Origin of the sequence: Microbacterium enclense, from assembly GCF_001456955.1 — a bacterium.
Taxonomy (GTDB): Bacteria; Actinomycetota; Actinomycetes; order Actinomycetales; family Microbacteriaceae; genus Microbacterium; species Microbacterium enclense.
This window is the reverse complement of sequence record NZ_KQ758476.1, coordinates 86784-103536: the sequence shown is the minus strand read 5'-3', so window position 1 is coordinate 103536 and position 16753 is coordinate 86784. Positions and strand designations below refer to the sequence as shown.

At 71.0% G+C, this 16753-nt stretch carries 19 protein-coding genes; 9 read left to right on the top strand and 10 right to left on the bottom strand.

Features of this window, described 5'->3' with window-relative positions; genetic code table 11:
- Positions 1-26 precede the first annotated feature (26 nt).
- Genes AS029_RS16085 through AS029_RS16065 form a run of 5 tightly spaced genes read right to left on the bottom strand, consistent with a single transcriptional unit; the run spans position 27 to position 2236 of the window.
- Entirely contained in the window at positions 27-614 is a 588-nt protein-coding gene (locus tag AS029_RS16085; RefSeq protein ID WP_058230583.1) for a hypothetical protein, read from the bottom strand.
- Positions 611-1192, bottom strand: a complete 582-nt coding sequence (locus tag AS029_RS16080) for an Asp23/Gls24 family envelope stress response protein (RefSeq protein WP_058233604.1) — start codon at positions 1190-1192, stop codon at positions 611-613. Before AS029_RS16080 ends, AS029_RS16085 begins: the two co-directional genes overlap by 4 nt.
- Complete coding sequence (locus tag AS029_RS16075; protein ID WP_058233603.1) at positions 1192-1581, bottom strand: Asp23/Gls24 family envelope stress response protein; 390 nt, start codon at positions 1579-1581, stop codon at positions 1192-1194. Before AS029_RS16075 ends, AS029_RS16080 begins: the two co-directional genes overlap by 1 nt.
- The gene (locus AS029_RS16070) at positions 1578-1766 is read right to left on the bottom strand and encodes a DUF2273 domain-containing protein (protein WP_056225276.1); all 189 of its coding nucleotides are present in this window, start codon (positions 1764-1766) and stop codon (positions 1578-1580) included. Before AS029_RS16070 ends, AS029_RS16075 begins: the two co-directional genes overlap by 4 nt.
- Complete coding sequence (locus tag AS029_RS16065; RefSeq protein WP_058233602.1) at positions 1763-2236, bottom strand: Asp23/Gls24 family envelope stress response protein; 474 nt, start codon at positions 2234-2236, stop codon at positions 1763-1765. The genes AS029_RS16070 and AS029_RS16065 overlap by 4 nt, the downstream gene beginning before the upstream one ends.
- Before the next feature lie 265 nt (positions 2237-2501).
- Here AS029_RS16065 and fdhD point away from each other — a divergent pair, with 265 nt between their 5' ends.
- Positions 2502-3371, top strand: coding sequence for a formate dehydrogenase accessory sulfurtransferase FdhD (fdhD, locus tag AS029_RS16060; RefSeq protein ID WP_058233601.1), 870 nt, complete (start codon positions 2502-2504; stop codon positions 3369-3371).
- 50 nt (positions 3372-3421) lie between these two features.
- Positions 3422-5743, top strand: coding sequence for an FdhF/YdeP family oxidoreductase (locus AS029_RS16055; protein WP_058233600.1), 2322 nt, complete (start codon positions 3422-3424; stop codon positions 5741-5743).
- Between the two features lie 26 nt (positions 5744-5769).
- On the opposite strand, the gene AS029_RS16050 is transcribed toward AS029_RS16055, so the two are convergent.
- Entirely contained in the window at positions 5770-6597 is an 828-nt protein-coding gene (locus AS029_RS16050; RefSeq protein ID WP_139168163.1) for a hypothetical protein, read from the bottom strand.
- Between the two features lie 125 nt (positions 6598-6722).
- Between AS029_RS16050 and AS029_RS16045 the strand changes: the two genes are divergently transcribed.
- Positions 6723-7433 carry an OBAP family protein gene (locus AS029_RS16045; RefSeq protein WP_058233598.1) on the top strand — a complete coding sequence of 237 codons (711 nt, stop codon included), beginning with the start codon at positions 6723-6725 and terminating at the stop codon, positions 7431-7433.
- Here the strand turns inward: AS029_RS16045 and AS029_RS16040 are convergent.
- A complete protein-coding gene (locus AS029_RS16040; RefSeq protein WP_058233597.1) occupies positions 7376-8431 on the bottom strand; it encodes a glycerate kinase in 1056 nt (351 codons plus the stop codon). The genes AS029_RS16045 and AS029_RS16040 overlap by 58 nt on opposite strands.
- 427 nt (positions 8432-8858) lie before the next feature.
- Here AS029_RS16040 and purL point away from each other — a divergent pair, with 427 nt between their 5' ends.
- From purL to AS029_RS16030, 3 genes are all read left to right on the top strand, one after another.
- Positions 8859-11237: a phosphoribosylformylglycinamidine synthase subunit PurL gene (purL, locus tag AS029_RS16035; RefSeq protein WP_228375978.1), complete on the top strand. Its 2379-nt coding sequence runs from the start codon at positions 8859-8861 to the stop codon at positions 11235-11237.
- Between the two features lie 104 nt (positions 11238-11341).
- Complete coding sequence (locus AS029_RS17725; RefSeq protein WP_167345291.1) at positions 11342-11479, top strand: hypothetical protein; 138 nt, start codon at positions 11342-11344, stop codon at positions 11477-11479.
- A 22-nt stretch (positions 11480-11501) separates the two neighbouring features.
- A complete protein-coding gene (locus AS029_RS16030) occupies positions 11502-11942 on the top strand; it encodes a hypothetical protein (protein WP_058233596.1) in 441 nt (146 codons plus the stop codon).
- Between the two features lie 199 nt (positions 11943-12141).
- Here the strand turns inward: AS029_RS16030 and AS029_RS16025 are convergent, their stop codons facing one another.
- Complete coding sequence (locus tag AS029_RS16025) at positions 12142-13218, bottom strand: epoxide hydrolase family protein (RefSeq protein ID WP_058233595.1); 1077 nt, start codon at positions 13216-13218, stop codon at positions 12142-12144.
- A 23-nt stretch (positions 13219-13241) separates the two neighbouring features.
- Positions 13242-13586 carry a YciI family protein gene (locus tag AS029_RS17400; RefSeq protein WP_058233594.1) on the bottom strand — a complete coding sequence of 115 codons (345 nt, stop codon included), beginning with the start codon at positions 13584-13586 and terminating at the stop codon, positions 13242-13244.
- Positions 13587-13710: 124 nt separating this feature from the next.
- On the opposite strand from AS029_RS17400, the gene AS029_RS16015 reads away from it, so the two are divergent.
- Both AS029_RS16015 and AS029_RS16010 read left to right on the top strand, forming a co-directional pair.
- Positions 13711-14739 (top strand): hypothetical protein, encoded by a 1029-nt coding sequence (locus AS029_RS16015; protein ID WP_058233593.1) that lies wholly within the window; start codon positions 13711-13713, stop codon positions 14737-14739.
- A gap of 34 nt (positions 14740-14773) precedes the next feature.
- The gene (locus AS029_RS16010) at positions 14774-15514 is read left to right on the top strand and encodes a hypothetical protein (RefSeq protein WP_139168161.1); all 741 of its coding nucleotides are present in this window, start codon (positions 14774-14776) and stop codon (positions 15512-15514) included.
- 99 nt (positions 15515-15613) lie between these two features.
- Here the strand turns inward: AS029_RS16010 and AS029_RS16005 are convergent, their stop codons facing one another.
- Positions 15614-15874: a DUF3253 domain-containing protein gene (locus tag AS029_RS16005; protein ID WP_058233591.1), complete on the bottom strand. Its 261-nt coding sequence runs from the start codon at positions 15872-15874 to the stop codon at positions 15614-15616.
- A gap of 47 nt (positions 15875-15921) precedes the next feature.
- On the opposite strand from AS029_RS16005, the gene AS029_RS16000 reads away from it, so the two are divergent.
- The gene (locus AS029_RS16000) at positions 15922-16653 is read left to right on the top strand and encodes a YqjF family protein (RefSeq protein ID WP_058233590.1); all 732 of its coding nucleotides are present in this window, start codon (positions 15922-15924) and stop codon (positions 16651-16653) included.
- Positions 16654-16753 lie beyond the last annotated feature (100 nt).

Below are 16753 nucleotides of genomic sequence, written 5' to 3'. Positions count from 1 at the left end.
GTCATTGACGTCTCCTCGTGGGGGTGTCAGTGCACGCGGGTGTTCTCGCGGGCGAGTTTGGCGCGCAGGCCGCTGTGGATGGAGATGTAGGCGCGCAGGTTCTGGCCGGTGAGAGCGGCGAGGTTGGTGACGAGGGTGTCGACGTGCGCGGCGACCTCGCGGGGGGAGGTGTTCTGCCGCGGGGTGACGGCGACGTGCAGCACCGACTCGCGGCCCACCTCGCCGGCGGTGATGCGGGAGGAGAGAATCTCGTCGCGTTCGGCGAGGGCGTTCTTCAGCGCCTCGGACGCGAACCCGTCGGTGACGGTGATGCGGCCTTCGGCATTCGCGCTGCCGGTGGACTGCAGCGCGGCCTGCCGGCGACCGCGCACGGCGGCGGAGGCGATGACGATGAGGACGATCGCGATCACCACGATCGCGGCGACCGCACCCCACCCGGCGGACTCCCGGCCGAGGGATTCGAGCCAGCCCTGGAACCCGCCCATGACGGTGGTCCAGGTGTCGGTGCCGCCGGGGACGAGCCCGACCAGCAGGGCGAGGGTCGCCAGGCCCAGCAGCACGACGGCGACGAGGAAGAGGACGAAGCGGTTCAGACCGCGACGCGTCGCATTCATCGGGACTCCTTGGTGTCGGGACGCTCGACGCGCACGCGGGTGCGGACGGCGGGCGTCAGCTTGTAGGCGGTGATCTCCTCCTCGACGATGCGGCGCAACTGGGCCTCATCGACGGGGATACCCACCGGCGGGCGCACGGTCACATCGACCGAGCGGTGAGCGACACCGACGACGATGTCGTCGCGGGCGATGCCGGACTCGTTGCTGAGGTGGGTGGCGAGAGCGGATGCCACCACCCCGTTGTCGACGACGACGGCACGCTCGCCCCACGCCATCTCGTGCTTGGACAACCGGCCCGGCTTGAGCGCCAGCACCAGCACGATCAGACCCAGGATCGCGAGGACCACACCGCCGACGATGAACGCCACCGGCTGCAACGCGGTCGGCGCGGTCACGACGGCCTGGAGGGCCTCGCCGGGGGCGACGAGCAGCGGCTGCGCACCGGTGAGGTTCAGGACGATCTCCACCGCGGCATACGCCAGAGCCAGCAGCAGCAGCACGACCACGACGAGCATGGCCACGGTGCGCGGAGAGTGAGTCTCGCGGCGCACCACGGTGCGAAGGACGGTGTCGGTCATCACAGCACTCGCTTTCGCTGAGGGGCGCTCGCGCCCGAAATGGTCAGATCCACCCGAGAGATCTCCCGCCCGAATAACCGGGCCAACCGCGACTTCAGCTCCCCCTGAGCCACGCGGGCAGCCTCCAGCACGGGCGTCGCCGCGCGCACCGCCTCGGTGTCGTCGAGGCGCGGGACGGGGAACGGCGTGGTCACGCGCACGGCGGCGGTGTCACGGGCCGAGACGATCTCGACGTGCACGCTCTTGGCATCCACCCCGATGATCTCCGCCGCAGCCCGCTCCGCCGTCTTCTGCAGCACACGATCGGCGATGTTCACCCGACCGGCGGGGAGGCCGGGGCCGGCAACCGTGCGGCTGCCGACCCCGGGAGAAGCGGTGACGGTGGTCACGATGTGCTCCGACCCTTGAAGGCGTTGACGATGTTGCCGAAGTCGAGTTCACCCGCCGTGATGCGGGCCACGACCACGCCGATCGCCATGAAGAGGGCCACGAGGATGAAGCCCCAGAAACCGAAGATCAGAGCGCTGAGGGCCAGAACGAGTCCGACCAGGGCGCCCTTCGTCGTGGCGCTCACTGGACGCGCTTCTCGTTGCTGTCGTCGTTGTTGTCGTCGCCCGGGATGTGGACGTCGTTCACATCGACGTTGACCTCGACGACCTCGAGACCGACGAGACGGTTGATCGCACCGGCGACACGGGCGCGCACCTGGTCGGCGACCTCCTGGATGGGGGCACCGTACTCGACGACGACGGTGATGTCGGCGGCCGCCTGGGTCTCGCCGACCTCGACCTTGACGCCCTGCGTCAGGTCGGTCGCGTTGATCGCGTCACGGATGGCGCCGAGCGCACGGGCTCCGCCGCCGCCGAGCGCGTACACACCGGCGACCTCGCGGGCCGCGATACCGGCGACCTTGGCGACGACGCCCTCGGCGATCGTGGTCTTGCCCTCGGTCTGCGCCTCCGCACCGCGGGCGCCCAGGGGACGGTTCACGCGCGATGCCGCCTGGGGGACGTTCTGGGCGGCGGGGGTGGTGTTCTCAGCCATGTCGATGCCTTTCAGAGTTCGTGACCCGGATGCTCCGGGGTAGGTGTTGCGACCTACATGACTAAGACGTACCGAACGAGGTGAACGTCACGCGGGACTTGAAAAACTTTGCGAGATCTGTATTCGCGCGAATGAGTCGGGGTCGATCTCGGTGGATGCCGCGGCGTGGTTGCGCCGCTGGATCCCCTCCGTCTCCGACCCGATGTCGGTGGCCCGGCGTACGCTTCCCCCATGTCCTCCTTCCCCATCGGAGCCGACGCCTGACATGGGCCGCCTGACCACCTCGCGTCGCGTCACGCGCATCACGCTCGAGGGCGTGAACCGCCAGCGTCCGGATGCCATCGCGGTCGAAGAACCGCTCGAGATCCGCGTCGCCGGCTCCCCGCTGTCGGTCACCATGCGCACGCCCGGGCACGACGTCGAGCTCGCCGCCGGCTTCCTCGTGTCGGAGGGCGTGCTCAGCCGCGGCGACCAGTTCGCCCGCGCGATCCACTGCGGTGGCCCTGGCACCGGCGGCGCCGACGGCAACACCTACAACGTGCTCGACCTGACCCTCGCACCGGGCGTGGCGTCGCCCACCCCGCGATCCTTCTTCACGACGAGCTCGTGCGGGGTGTGCGGCACGGCATCCATCGACGCTGTCGAGAAGGTGTCGAGCTACGACGTATCCTCCGACGGCATCCAGGTCTCGGCGCACGACGTCGCCGCCTTCCCCGACCGCCTGCGAGAGCAGCAGAAGACGTTCGACAAGACCGGCGGCCTGCACGGCGCGGCCCTCTTCGACGTCGTGACCGGCGAGTTACTGGTCGCCCGCGAAGACGTCGGCCGACACAACGCGGTCGACAAGGTCGTCGGGTGGGCCCTGCTGAACGACCGGCTCCCGCTGCGCGGAACCGTGCTGCAGGTGTCGGGCCGCGTGAGCTTCGAGCTGGTGCAGAAGGCCGTGATGGCCGGCATCCCGATCCTCTCCGCCGTGTCGGCGCCGTCGTCGCTCGCCATCGAGCTCGCCGAGCGCGCGGGCCTCACCCTCGCCGCGTTCGTTCGCGGCTCGAGCATGAATCTGTACACCCGCGCTGATCGCATCCGGGTGCCGTCCACAACCCCCGCGGCGACAGAGGTCGCGAGCGTACGCTGACGACGACCGGATGCCACGAGCCCGGCGCCACGACCATCGGAGGGTCAAAGATGGGTGAGTCCTTCGGACTGATGACCGACAAGCCGCGCCAGGGGGGCCTCGGCCCGCGGGTCGACGGCGACTGGTCGAGCACGGGCGCCTACGAGCATCCCGCCGCCGGCTGGGGCGCTGCGCTCACCGTCGGCAAGGTGCTGCTCGAACAGCGGCAGCCCGTCGCCGGCACCAAGGCGATGTTCACGATGAACCACCCCAAGAGCGGCTTCGACTGCCCCGGCTGCGCGTGGCCCGACGACAAGGGCGTTGCGCTCGACATCTGCGAGAACGGCATCAAGCACGTCACGTGGGAGATGACGCACAAGCGCGTGGGCAAGGAGTTCTTCGCCGCGCACTCGGTGACCGAGCTGTCGCAGTGGAGCGACTTCGAGCTCGAAGACGCGGGGCGCCTCGTCGGACCCATGGTCTACGACGCCGACACCGACCACTACGTGCCGATCTCGTGGAACGACGCGTTCCGTCTCATCGCGCAGCACATCACGGCCCTCGATTCCCCCGATCAGGCGGCGTTCTACACGTCCGGCCGGTTGAGCAACGAGGCGTCGTTCCTCTACCAGCTGTTCGCGCGCGAGCTCGGCACCAACAACCTGCCCGACTGCTCGAACATGTGCCACGAGGGCTCGGGCCGGGGGCTCACGGCATCCCTCGCCACGGGCAAGGGCACCGCCGACCTCGAGGACTGGGAGAGCTGCGACGCGCTCTTCGTCCTCGGTGTGAATGCCGCTTCGAACGCCCCGCGCATGCTCACCAGCCTCGCCGAGGCGATCGACCGGGGCGCTCAGGTGGTGCACGTGAATCCGCTGCGCGAGGTCGCGGGCACCCGCACGATCGTGCCGCACGAGATCGTCGACATGGCGACCTTCCACTCCACCCCGACCAGCACCATGAACCTGCAGGTGCGCCCGGGCGGCGACCTGGCCCTGGTCCGCGGCATGGCCAAGGTCGTCTTCGAGGCGTCGAAGAGCGATCCGACAGCGATCGACCAGGCGTTCCTCGACCAGTACACGACCGGGCTCGACGAGTACCGCGCCCGCGTCGAAGCGACCTCGTGGTCTCTGCTGGTGGAGCAGGCCGGTCTGACCGAGGCCGAGATCCGCGCCGCCGCCGAGGTGTACCTCGCCTCCAAGGCCTGCGTCATCAGCTGGTGCCTCGGCGTCAGCCAGCACCAGCACGGCGTCGACACCGTGCGCGAGATCGTCAACCTGCTTCTGCTGCGCGGCAACGTCGGGCGCAAGGGCACGGGTCCTTCACCCGTACGCGGCCACAGCAACGTGCAGGGCAACCGCACCTGCGGCATCAACCACAAGCCCACCGAGGAGTGGCTGGCCAAGCTCGACGAGGTCTGCGGCATCACCTCGCCCCGCGAGCCCGGGCTCGACACCGTGCACACCGTCGCGGCGCTGCACCGCGGCGACCTCAAGGTCTTCGTCGGCATGGGCGGCAACTTCGTGCGGGCCGCTCCCGACACCGCGCTCACCGCCGAGGGCATGAGCCGGTGCGAGTTGACCGCCCACGTCAGCACCAAGCTGAACCGCAGCCACCTCACCCACGGCAAGCAGGCGCTGATCCTTCCCTGCCTCGGCCGCACCGAGCGCGACGAACAAGAGAGCGGGCCGCAGTCGATCTCGACCGAGGATGCCATGAGCTCCGTCATGCTCTCGCTCGGCTCCCGCAAACCGGCGTCGCCCCACCTGCTCAGCGAGCCCGAGATCATCGCGCGCATCGCCCGCGCGACCATGCCGGATTCGGCGACCCCGTGGGAGTGGTACGTCGGCGACTACGACCGCATCCGCGACACGATGGCGAAGGTGCTGCCGGGCTTCGAGGGCTTCAACGAGCTCGTGCGACAGCACTACGGCTTCCGCATCCCGCAGCCCGCACGCGCGCGCGACTTCCGCACGCCCTCGGGCAAGGCGGAGTTCTCGCAGGCCGAGCTGCCGAACGTCATCCCCGAAGAAGCCGACGTGCTGGTGCTGCAGACCATGCGGTCGCACGATCAGTGGAACACGACGATCTACTCGGCCGACGACCGCTACCGGGGCGTGCGCAACATCCGCGAACTGGTGTTCATGAACCGGCGCGACATGAAGGAGCGCGGCATCGCCGAAGGCGACCTCGTCGACATCGTCGCCACCTCGCGCGACGGCTCGGTGCGCAGCGTCACCGCGTTCCGCGCGCTGGAGTACGACACCCCTCGCGGAAGCGCGGCCGGTTACTTCCCCGAGATGAACGTGCTGCTCGGGCCCGACGACTACAGCCGTCAGAGCGACCAGCCGCTGATGAAGGACATCCGGGTGCGCATCGCGAGGACCGCCTGAGCGAGCGGCGCGGCCACGACGACCGGTCAGCCGGCGATGCCACCGAAGGTGCCGGTGAGCGAATCCGTTCCCTGCTCGCTCAGCGAGGTCAGCACGAACTCCAGCGGCGCACCCGGCACGCTCGCCGCGGCCATCTCGGGCGCGCTCAAGCGCGCCGAGAGTTCCGTCGCCTCATCGGGAGTGAGATGAGCCACGTAGAACGTCGGCTGATTCGGCCCTGCCGTGGGCGCTTCGAGGAGCACCTCGGCATCCGGATGATCCCGGGCGACCGAGACGACGGCGCGCACGCCGTCCAGCGTCGTGAACGCGGGCACGTAGACGAGACGGAAGCGCTCACGCAACGAGGGCACCGTGAACGTGCCCCCGTCGGCGAACAGCGTCGTCGATGAGAGCGCGGTGATGAGCGGCTCGACGTCGTCGAGGGTCGCCGCCTCCGCGGACGGCCAGCCCAGACCCGCGTAGACGCCACGTGCTCCGGGCACGGCCGCGGCCTGGAGAACCCCGGCGAGCGCATCGTCGGTTCCGCCGGGCTGCAGCGTGAACTGCCACTTCGGGGTCGTCGCGACCTCAGGGTCGAGCTGCACCGCCGACGGATCGTCGGCGCGCAGGGTGATCTCGCGCTGCGTCTGCGTCACGGCATCCTGCACCCGACCGGCGAAGCCCTGTACGGCGTCGTTCGCGGCTGCGGCATCGACCGTGATCGAAAGCGGCCCGTCCACGGGATCGCATTTCACGACGACCGGGTCTGCGCAGAGTGCGTCGAACGGGTTCTCCGTGGAGCCCGTACAGCCCACCGTGACGAGCACGAGCCCCGTGCAGAGCACGCCGGAGACGAAGCGGGAGGAAACGCGCATACCGGCCATCCCACCACGAACCCCGGCCGCGCCGCCCCGCACCCCGCCGCCGCCCGTCAACCCGGCTGACGGCCGATGTCGATGGAGCGCACGGTGAGATTTTCCTGACGAAGGAGGACCCCGTGATGAAGGACCGCCAGAGCCCCCTGAGCCCCGACGGAGAGCGCAAGGGCGTGGGCCTCGCCGCTCTGGAGAAGGGCGCCGATCTCCTGCAGAGCACCGCACCGCTGAAGCACTTCGACGTCTACGTGTGCGGCTTCCACCCCGCGCTCGACGACCCGTCGATGCAGATGGAGGCCCACCACTACTGCCGGGTCGTCAACGACGACTTCATCCAGGCCGCCCTGTTCGACGGGAACACCCCGGATGCCAACCTCATCGGCATCGAATACATCGTGTCCGAGCGGGTGTTCGAGACGTTGCCCGAGGAAGAGCAGGAGTACTGGCATCCTCACAACTACGAGATTCTGGGCGGCTCCCTCATCGCACCCGGGCTCCCCGCCACGGCGGAGAAGGCTCTCATGAAGCGCCTGATGAACAGCTACGGCAAAACGTGGCACACCTGGCACACGGGTCGTCACGACCTCGGCGGCGGTCACTCCTTGCCTCTCGGCGAACCGAAGCTGATGTGGTCGTTCAACCGCGACGGCGAGGCCGATCCGCTCCTTGAGGCGCATCGCGCCGAAGCGATGGATCTCGACCCCGCGAAGACCCGTGCTCGGCGCGCCGATCTCGCCGCCGACGCCCACCCCCAGCGCGGCGTGGACCGGCTCCGTCATCACTTCGCGGGATCGTCCCCGGTCGAGGGCGTGCGCGACCTCGCGCACGACGACTGACGCCCGGCGTCTGTCGAGGCCAGAACGTGCGCCGTCGCGACGCGGACGGCGTCCGCCGCGTGCCGGAGAGAACGATCGATGCCGACGACGTCGGCGACGGCCGTGATGCCCGGGCCGCGCGCATCACTCGTGACGACGCCCGCGACGACCAGGGCCGGCACGCCGTGGGCCGCAGCGAGCGCGAGCACGTGACCCGGCCCCTTCCCCGCCTGCGTCGTGGCGTCGAAGGCCCCCTCACCCGTCAGCACGAGGTCGGCGGCGGCGATCGCGGCGAGGAGGCCGAGGGCGTCGGCGATGGACGCCGCCCCGTCGACGAGGTCGGCGCCCGCGGCGAACAGTGCGCCCGAGAGACCCCCTGCGGCGCCCGTGCGCGGTGTCGCCCGCACGTCGCGACCGAAACGGACGGCCCAGTCCGTGGCATCCGTCTCCAAGCGCGCCGTGAGGCGCGCGACCATCGGACCGTCGGCCCCCTTCTGCGGTGCGAACACCCGCGCGGCCTCCGCGAACGTCACCGTCGTGTCGGTGAGCGCGACGACCCGGCCCGCGGGGAAGGGCACGCGTTCTCCCAACGCCTCGATGGCCCCGCGCCCGCCGTCCGTCATCGCCGAGCCGCCCATGCCGACGAGCACCCGGGCTGCGCCGGCGTCGAGGGCTAGCGCGATGAGCTCGCCGACGCCGCGGCTCGTGGCGCCCCACGGATCGTTGCCCTCGGCCCCCCCGGCGAGCACGAGCCCGGATGCCGCGGCGGATTCGATCACGGCGAGGTCACCGTCGAGGCGCCAGCCGGCATCGACCGGGCGCCCGAGCGGACCGGTCACCGTGTCGCGGCGGTTCGGCCCGCCCAGGGCGTCGAGTGTGCCGTCGCCGCCGTCCGCGATCGGAATGACCGCGACGTGCGCGCCGGTCCACCGCTCACGAACGGCCGCGGCCATGGCATCCGCCGCTTCCCGCGCGGTCAGCGTGCCCTTGAACTTGTCGGGGGCGATGACGATGCGCATGCTGCCCCCTCCGCGGGCCGCTCCCGGGCGCCGATGTCTCCATCTTCCCCCGTGCACGCACGCTTCCCCCGTACACGCGCGCGGTCGGCGAACCTCGTGACCTCCCCCGGATGCCACGCGGTGCGTCGAATCTGCACGCACCACCGGGCTCACGCCGGATCGGCCCCAGCCTCAGCCCTGCGCACAACCTCAGCGATGTGCACAACCTCAGCCCGGATGCCACGGAATGCGCTGACTTTGCGTGCATCACTGAGCCGACGCCGGATCGCCCCCAGCCTCAGCCCTGCGCACAACCTCAGCGATGCGCACAACCTCAGCCCGGATGCCACCGAATGAGCTGACTTTGCGTGCATGACGGAGGTTGTGCGCACGCCCGGCGGCTGTCCCGCCGCCCACCCCGGCAATGTCGGCGCGCCCAACTAGACTGATGCCCGTCCGGCCCCTGCGATTCTTGGAGCTCAGCCGCGTGACCACCCCGAACCCCGCCGCCCGTACCGCCCTCGCCGATACGGTCGAGAACGCGATCGCCACGCCCGAGAAGGAGCAGCCGTACGGCGCGCTCGGCCTCAAGAGCGACGAGTACGCCAAGATCCGCGAGATCCTGGGCCGCCGCCCCACCAGTGGTGAGCTGGCGATGTACTCGGTCATGTGGAGCGAGCACTGCTCCTACAAGTCGAGCAAGATCTACCTGCGTCAGTTCGGCCAGAAGGTCAGCGACGAGATGAAGACGCGCCTCATGGTCGGCATGGGCCAGAACGCCGGCGTCGTCGACGTGGGCGACGGCTGGGCGGTCACCTTCAAGGTCGAGTCGCACAACCACCCCAGCTACATCGAGCCGTTCCAGGGCGCCGCGACCGGCGTCGGCGGCATCGTGCGCGACATCATCTCGATGGGTGCGCGCCCCGTCGCCGTCATGGACCAGCTGCGCTTCGGCGCCATCGACCACCCCGACACCCCGCGCGTGGTGCACGGCGTCACGAGCGGCATCTCGTTCTACGGCAACTGCCTCGGCCTGCCCAACATCGGCGGCGAGACGGTGTTCGACGCCGTCTACCAGGGCAACCCGCTCGTCAACGCCCTCGCCGTCGGCGTCATGCGCCACGAAGACATCAAGCTCGCCAACGCCACCGGCGTCGGCAACAAGGTCGTGCTGTTCGGTGCCCGCACCGGCGGCGACGGCATCGGCGGCGCGAGCATCCTGGCATCCGACACCTTCGCCGACGGCGGCCCCACCAAGCGTCCCGCGGTGCAGGTGGGCGACCCGTTCGCCGAGAAGGTGCTCATCGAGTGCTGCCTCGAGCTCTACCGCGACGACCTCGTCGAGGCCATCCAAGACCTCGGTGCCGCCGGCATCTCGTGCGCCACGAGCGAGCTGGCCGCCAACGGCGACAGCGGCATGAAGGTCGAGCTGTCGAAGGTGCTGCTTCGCGACCCCTCGCTGACGCCCGAAGAGATCCTCATGTCGGAGTCGCAGGAGCGCATGATGGCGATCGTCGCGCCCGAGAAGCTCGACGCGTTCCTCGCCGTCGTCGGCAAGTGGGACGTCGAGACGAGCGTCCTCGGCGAGGTCACCGGCGACGGCCGCCTCGTCATCGACTGGTACGGCGAGCGCATCGTCGACGTCGACCCCTCGACCGTCGCGGTCGACGGGCCCGTCTACGAGCGCCCGGTCGCCTACCCCACCTGGATCGACGCGCTGCAGGCCGACTCGGCCGCGACGCTGCCCCGGGCGACGGATGCCGAGACCCTCCGCCAGCAGTTCACGACCCTCGTCGCGAGCCCCAACCTCGCCGACACCTCGTGGATCACCAACCAGTACGACTACTACGTGCTCGGCAACACCGCGCTGAGCTTCCCCGACGACGCCGGCATGATCCGCGTCGACGAAGAGACCGGTCTCGGCTTCGCGATCGCGACCGATTGCAACGGCCGCTACAACCAGCTCGACCCCTACAACGGTGCCAAGCTCGCCCTGGCCGAGGCGTACCGCAACGTCGCCGTCACGGGCGCGGTGCCGACCGCCGTCACCGACTGCCTCAACTTCGGCAGCCCCGAGAACCCCGAGGTCATGTGGCAGTTCAGCCAGGCCGTCGAGGGTCTGAGCGACGGATGCCTCGAGCTCGGCATCCCGGTCACGGGCGGCAACGTCTCGTTCTACAACCAGACCGGCGACCAGCCGATCCACCCGACCCCCGTCGTGGGCGTCATGGGCATCATCGACGACGTCGCCGCCCGCATCCCCAGCGGCTGGCAGGATGCCGGCGAGAACCTCTACCTGCTCGGCACCACCGCCGACGAGCTCGACGGCTCGCAGTGGGCAGGGACCATCCACGACCACCTCGGCGGCCGCCCGCCGAAGGTCGACCTCGCGCAGGAGCGCAAGCTCGCCGAGCTGCTGCAGGCCGCGGGCTCGCAGTCGCTCGTCTCGAGCGCGCACGACCTGTCGTCGGGCGGTCTCGCGCAGGCCCTCGCCGAGGGCGTCATGCGCTTCGGCGTCGGGGCGCGCGTCTGGCTCACCGAGCTCATGGAGCGCGACGGCGTGGATGCCACGGCTGCCCTGTTCAGCGAGTCGACCGGTCGCGTGCTGGTCAGCGTCCCCCGCGAAGAAGACGTGAAGTTCCGGGGCCTCTGCGACGGCCGCGGCTATCCGGTGCTGCGCATCGGCGTGACCGACATCGAGCCGGGCACCGAGGCGACCCTCGAGATCCAAGACGTCTTCACGGTCCCCGTCGCCGAGCTCCGGCGCCTGTCGACCGAGACGCTCCCCGCGGTCTTCGGTCCGACCATCGCCGAGCCCGTCGCCTGACGCCGCGCGGCGTCGGGCCCGTCCCGACGCCGCCGGCTTCGGCCGGGGTCAGTGCCCCGCCCGTCCGAGCATCAGCCCCAGAATCCCTTGAGAGGAGACGTGCGATGACCGATGACGACGACGACATGACAGTTTTCAGCGACAAGCGCCAGAAGCGCGTCAAGATCACCGCGTGGGTCGTGATCGCGGCGCTCATCCTCACGGGTGGCGGCGCCACGGTGATTTCGCTGATCCTGGGTTGACCACGAGACGAGGCGGTTCCGCATGTCCCTCATCGATCCGACGCCCGAGACCGTCGCCACGCTCGACGCCCTCTCCGACGCCGCGCGCGCCCGACCGGGCGATTTCGCGGCGATGGACGCCCTGTGGCGCGCCGTCTACGCGCTCCCCCACTGGTCGTTCATCGCGCGCGGCAGCGAGGACGCTCCCTCGCCCTTCATCGGCCAGCTCGCGAACGGGCCGATGGTGCTCGCCTTCACCACGCGGCAACGCGCGCACGGCGGAGCCCTCGCGGCGGGGCTCGACGAGGAGGCCGCGTCGCGCGTGCTGAGCGTTCCGCTCCCGGGCGCTGTCGAGTGGCTCGCCGCATTCGCGCAGCAGGGCGTCGCCGGCGTGGTGTTCGACATGCCCGAGCAGGGCTACATGGCGCCACTGCAGAACCTTCTGCCGATGCAGGCGCACATCGCGAGCACCCCGCCCGCTTGACCTCCCGTCACGCCGGGGAGGCGACGCGCGGAACCGACACGAGAAGTCGGGCTCGCGCGTCTTCGTCGCACCGTCCACCGCGTGATGCTTCACGTGCTGTCGTTGAGCCGCGCGTGACGCGAGAGAGGACGCTCCCTCACGTTTCCTCGACAAGCGCACGCAGGTCGGCCGCCTCCGTGAGCGGGAGCCGCGCTGGGCCTCAGAACGCCTTGGCGAGCAGCGCCCGAAGGTCATCGGCCAGCAGGTCGGGGTGCTCCATCGCCCCGAAGTGCCCGCCCGAGGGGAAGCGCGTGAAGCGCACCGTCGGGTACCACCGCCGCGCGAACGACTCCACCCCGTGGTCGATGTCGTGCGGGAAAAGCCCGAAGGCCGTCGGCACGGTCACCGGGCCGCCGGTCGGGGGGAACCGCCGCCTATCGAAGTACACCCGTGCCGCACTGCCGGCCGTGCGCGTGAACCAGTGCACCGACAGGTTCTCCACGAGGAGCTGCATCGGAATGCGCTCGAAGACGTCTCCGTCGCCCCACGCCTGGAACTTCTCCAGGTACCAGCTCGCGAGCGCCGCCGGAGAGTCGGTGAGCCCCGCGGCCAGAGTCTGCGGCTTGGTGCGCTGCTCGGCGGCGTACGCGCCCTCGTCGCGCTCCCAGGCCGCCGCGGCATCCACCCACTCCCGCTCCTCCGCGGAGAGCTCTTCATCATCCGCCGCGCGCCACAGGGGGACGTCCGTGAGATGCAGACCCGCGATGCGATCCGGGGCGAGCAGCGCGACCTGATCGGCGATGGCGGTGCCCAGGTCGCCGCCGTGCACCACGAACCGCCGGATGCCGAGGTCGTCGAGGCCGGCCAGGATGCGCTCGGCGTTCCACCGCGGCCCGCCCGCCTCGCGCGGAGCAGGATCGCTGTAGCCGAACCCGGGGATGCTCGGAACGACGACGTCGAGATCACCGAGACGCTCCGCCACCCCGCGGAATCGGACGAAACTGTCCGGCCAGCCGTGGATGAGCACGACGGCGGGCGCGCCGGCCGTCCCCGACCGCCATAGGTGGAGGCGTGCGCCGGGGCGCCCGACGAGCAGATGGTTCTCCTCGACGAGGCGGCGCTCGACCGCCGACCAGTCGGCCTCGGCCCACGCGTCGAGCAGACGACGCAGGGCCGACGGCCGAGTACCCCGTGTCCAGTCGTCGCCGACGTCGTCGGGCCACCGCGTCGCCGCGATGCGGCGGCGGAGGTCGTCGATCTCCTCGGGCGGAGTGTGCGGTTGCAGCCGGCTGCTCATGCGATCTCCTTCACGCATGCGCGTCAGTACTCCACGAGGGGGCGCACCTCGACCGTGCCGTACAGCGGCGCACGCCGGGCGTACTCCTCGGCGGCGGCGCGGTCGGCCACCTCGAGCAGGTAGTACCCCGAGAGGGCCGCCGAGGGCTGGGGTTCGGCATCCGGATGCCGCGAGATCGCGGTCACGATCACGCCGGCATCGGAGGGTTCGGCGAAATGCCCCGAGCTCGACAGCGCCCCGTCGGCTCGGAGCGTCTGCTCGTACTCCGCCCAGGCCCTGCCGTCGGCGTCGCCACCCCCCTCGTAGCTGCCGTCGGACCACATGATCAGCATGACCTTCACGGTGACCTCCCCGATCGTCTTGCGCACACTCTCGCATCCCCGGACCGACGGCGATAGAGGCCGCCCGAGGCGATGACACCGGTTCCCCCCCTGCTGCGGATTCCGGCCTGACACCCAGCACGGTGTCGGAGCCCCGACGTAGCATGGGGGCGTGGAACCGCTTCTGGCCCTGTTCGCCGAGTGGTGGTGGATCGGCCCCGCCGCGGCCGGTGCGGGCACCGTCGGCTGGGTCGGCGTGCGCCGTACCCGTCGCCGTGCGCTTCCCGCCGGTTCGAGCACGCCCGGCGTAACGACCACCGGCGACCGCGCCGCTCGTGCGTGGGCCTCGCGGCCGCTCAGCAAGTCCGCCGCGCGCCGACTCGAATTGGATGCCGCGCAGCTCGACCTGCAGACTGCGCGCCTCGCCGTCGCCCGCGGTCGCGCCGACGTGAAGGTCGCCGACGCCGAGGTCGTTCGCGCCCAGGCGGAGCGGGCGGCATCCCGGGTCTCGCCCGAGGCCGTGTCGGCGGCCCGCGCCCGCCTCGTCGATGCGCAGCGCGACCTGCGCGCGGCCGCGGCCGAGGTGCGCGCACGACGCGCGGGCGTCAAAGCGGCCAAGGTGATGCTCCCGGCGATCCGCTCGGGGAGCGCGCCCCTGCCGATCGTCCGCCTGCTCGCGGAGCACGACGCGATCCTCGCCCGCTGGATGGCCTACGAGACCGATCTCGCCCTCGCCATCGACTACCCGGCCATGACCGATCCCCGCTCGCCGCTCCTGGCCGAGTTCCTGCGGGCGCACGAGCGCGCTCAGTGGCTGCGTCCGGCCAGCCCGCAGACCCGTCTCGAACCCGCCGAGTTCCTCGCCTACCGCGATGCCGTGCGTCGCGCCGCCCACGCCTTCGACCACGCCGAGCAGACGGCCCGCCGCGGTGGGCAGCCGCAGCCGAGCGTCGAGGCCGGCGATGCCTGGAGCCGCGTGGCATCCGATCTCGCCGACACCGCGCAGCGCGCCCTGGCCCGTTCGATGGAGTCGATGGGCCGAGCCGCAGCCCGCAGCTGGAACGATCGGGGCGCCAAGCGCACCGCGAAGAACGCCCCGGATGCCGAGCGCCCGGCGCCCCGCGCGGGCGGTGCCGCGTCGACGAACGGTCCGGTGTGGCCGCCACCCGCACGGGACCGGCCGCACCCACCGGCATCCTGAGATCCGCTGGGGCGGGCGGCGTAGCATGGCGCCCGTGGAGCAATTCTGGGCCTTCGCTGCTGACCACTGGTGGCTCGCTTTTCCCGTCTTCGGCATGGTGATGGGCGCCACGGGCGCGGTGGGCAAGCGCCGTGAGCTCGCGGCGCGCCGGCGCCATCGCGAACGCCTCGAGCTGATCCGCGCCCAGGGCGGAGCGGTGCCGGCGGCCGCGGTCACGGCCGCCCCGCCGATCGTCGACGACCAGCGGCGCGTCATCGCCGCGCAAGACGCGGTGACCCACCGCTGGCTCGACTACGAACTCGACGCGTCGAAGCTCATCAGCTACCCCGCCATGAGCGATGGCCGTCAGCCGCTGACGGCAGCGTTCCTGCGCGCGAAGAAGGCCGCCGACAACCTTCGTCCGCGAGACGGTGAGACCCTTCCACCCGAACGACTGCGGGAGTATCGCGAGGCCGTCACCGACTACGAGGTCGCCTTCGACGTCGCCGAGCGCGATGCGCGTCGTGTGAAGGACGCCGCCTTCTCGCCCGACGAACGCAAGCGCCTCGACACCGCGAAGCAGTTGCTGAGCGTCGCCACCGACCAGGCCGCGACCCCGAACGAACGGCAAGTGGCCTACAGACGCGTTCGCGAGGAGCTCGACGGACTCATCTGGCTCAGTGACGAAGCGGTCGACGTGCTCGAGAAGAAGGTCGCGCTCGAACTGCCCCGCGGAACGGCCGGACGCCCCGCATCGGCACCATCACCCGACGAGGCGCCCGGCTCCGTCGCCTGACGCGTCGCCCGCAGATTCCTTCGGTCGCGGGATGCGGGAGATCCGGATGGAATGGCCCGCGGCATCCGGATCCGACGCGCGACTCCGGATCCGCTGGTCTCACCGCTTCCGACGGATCCGCACCGGCCCCCGCGCGGTGGTGACGTCGACCACCTCGCCCTTCTGCGTCACCTCGACCTCGCCGAGCTCGACCAACGACTGCGCCGCGTCGCGCGCGGGCTGCATCAGGTCGCGCCAGTCGTCGCCGCCCACCGCACGGGCGGCCTCCGACGGACAGATCGTCTTGTCGGCGTCGCGCGCGGCGAGCAGATCGCGGATGGATGCCACGAGCCGGGGGTCTGCACCAGACGACGGGGTCATCTGTCCAGTCTCCCTCCGCGCCGAGGCCCCGGGGCCAGACTGACCCGGTGATCACCGAGCGCCACGCCCCCGACCTGCCCGGACGCGCCGTCATCGCGCAGCGATGGAACCGCGCCGTCTTCGTGCACTGGCGCGTCGACCCGGCCGAGATCGCCCCGTTGCTGCCGCCGGGAACGCACCCCGACGTGCACGACGGTGCGGCGTGGGTGGGACTCGTGCCGTTCGTGCTGAGCGAGTTCCGCTTCCTGCCGCTGCCGCCGGTGCCGCTGCTCGGCACCTTCACCGAGATCAACGTGCGCACCTACGCGATCGACGACGAGGGCCGCCGCGGGGTGGTGTTCCGCACGCTCGAGGCCGAGCACCTCGCGCCGGTGCTGGCCGCTCGGGCGATGTTCGGCCTGCCGTACCGGTGGGCTCGGGCGGGGGTACGCACCGAAGGCTCGCGCATCGAGTACCGCTCGCGACGCCACGGGGGGCGGCATCCGGGAACGCGCGTGCGGGCCGCGCTCGGCACCGATACGGTCGACACTCCGCTGTCGCGCTTCCTCACCGCCCGCTGGGGCTTCCACGAGCGGCACCTCGGCCGCACGATCTGGGCCGCGAACGCGCACGAGCCCTGGCCGCTCGTCACGGCCGAGCTCGACGCCCTCGACGACGACCTCGTCGCCGACTCCGGCTTCCCGCAGCTCGCCGGCCGCACGCCCGATTCGGTGCTCGCGATGCCCGCCGATCACCCCGGGTTCATCACCCGCTTCACGGGCGCGCACGCGATCGCCTGAGTCCACGGCGACCGGGCGGCGCCGACCGGAGAACGACGGCTACCGGGTCGAACGCTCCGCCCAGGCCCCCTTCCGTCGCGCAACGCCCCGCACGCACGAC

Coding starts and splice junctions, on each gene's coding strand:
- AS029_RS16005 (WP_058233591.1), bottom strand. CDS start 15,874: ATGACCCCGTCGTCTGGTGCAGACCCCCGGCTCGTGGCATCCATCCGC.
- AS029_RS16080 (WP_058233604.1), bottom strand. CDS start 1,192: ATGACCGACACCGTCCTTCGCACCGTGGTGCGCCGCGAGACTCACTCT.
- AS029_RS16040 (WP_058233597.1), bottom strand. CDS start 8,431: ATGCGCATCGTCATCGCCCCCGACAAGTTCAAGGGCACGCTGACCGCG.
- fdhD (WP_058233601.1), top strand. CDS start 2,502: ATGGGCCGCCTGACCACCTCGCGTCGCGTCACGCGCATCACGCTCGAG.
- purL (WP_228375978.1), top strand. CDS start 8,859: ATGCCCGTCCGGCCCCTGCGATTCTTGGAGCTCAGCCGCGTGACCACC.
- AS029_RS16050 (WP_139168163.1), bottom strand. CDS start 6,597: ATGCGCGTTTCCTCCCGCTTCGTCTCCGGCGTGCTCTGCACGGGGCTC.
- AS029_RS16055 (WP_058233600.1), top strand. CDS start 3,422: ATGGGTGAGTCCTTCGGACTGATGACCGACAAGCCGCGCCAGGGGGGC.
- AS029_RS16065 (WP_058233602.1), bottom strand. CDS start 2,236: ATGGCTGAGAACACCACCCCCGCCGCCCAGAACGTCCCCCAGGCGGCA.
- AS029_RS16045 (WP_058233598.1), top strand. CDS start 6,723: ATGAAGGACCGCCAGAGCCCCCTGAGCCCCGACGGAGAGCGCAAGGGC.
- AS029_RS16025 (WP_058233595.1), bottom strand. CDS start 13,218: ATGAGCAGCCGGCTGCAACCGCACACTCCGCCCGAGGAGATCGACGAC.
- AS029_RS16085 (WP_058230583.1), bottom strand. CDS start 614: ATGAATGCGACGCGTCGCGGTCTGAACCGCTTCGTCCTCTTCCTCGTC.
- AS029_RS16030 (WP_058233596.1), top strand. CDS start 11,502: ATGTCCCTCATCGATCCGACGCCCGAGACCGTCGCCACGCTCGACGCC.
- AS029_RS17725 (WP_167345291.1), top strand. CDS start 11,342: ATGACCGATGACGACGACGACATGACAGTTTTCAGCGACAAGCGCCAG.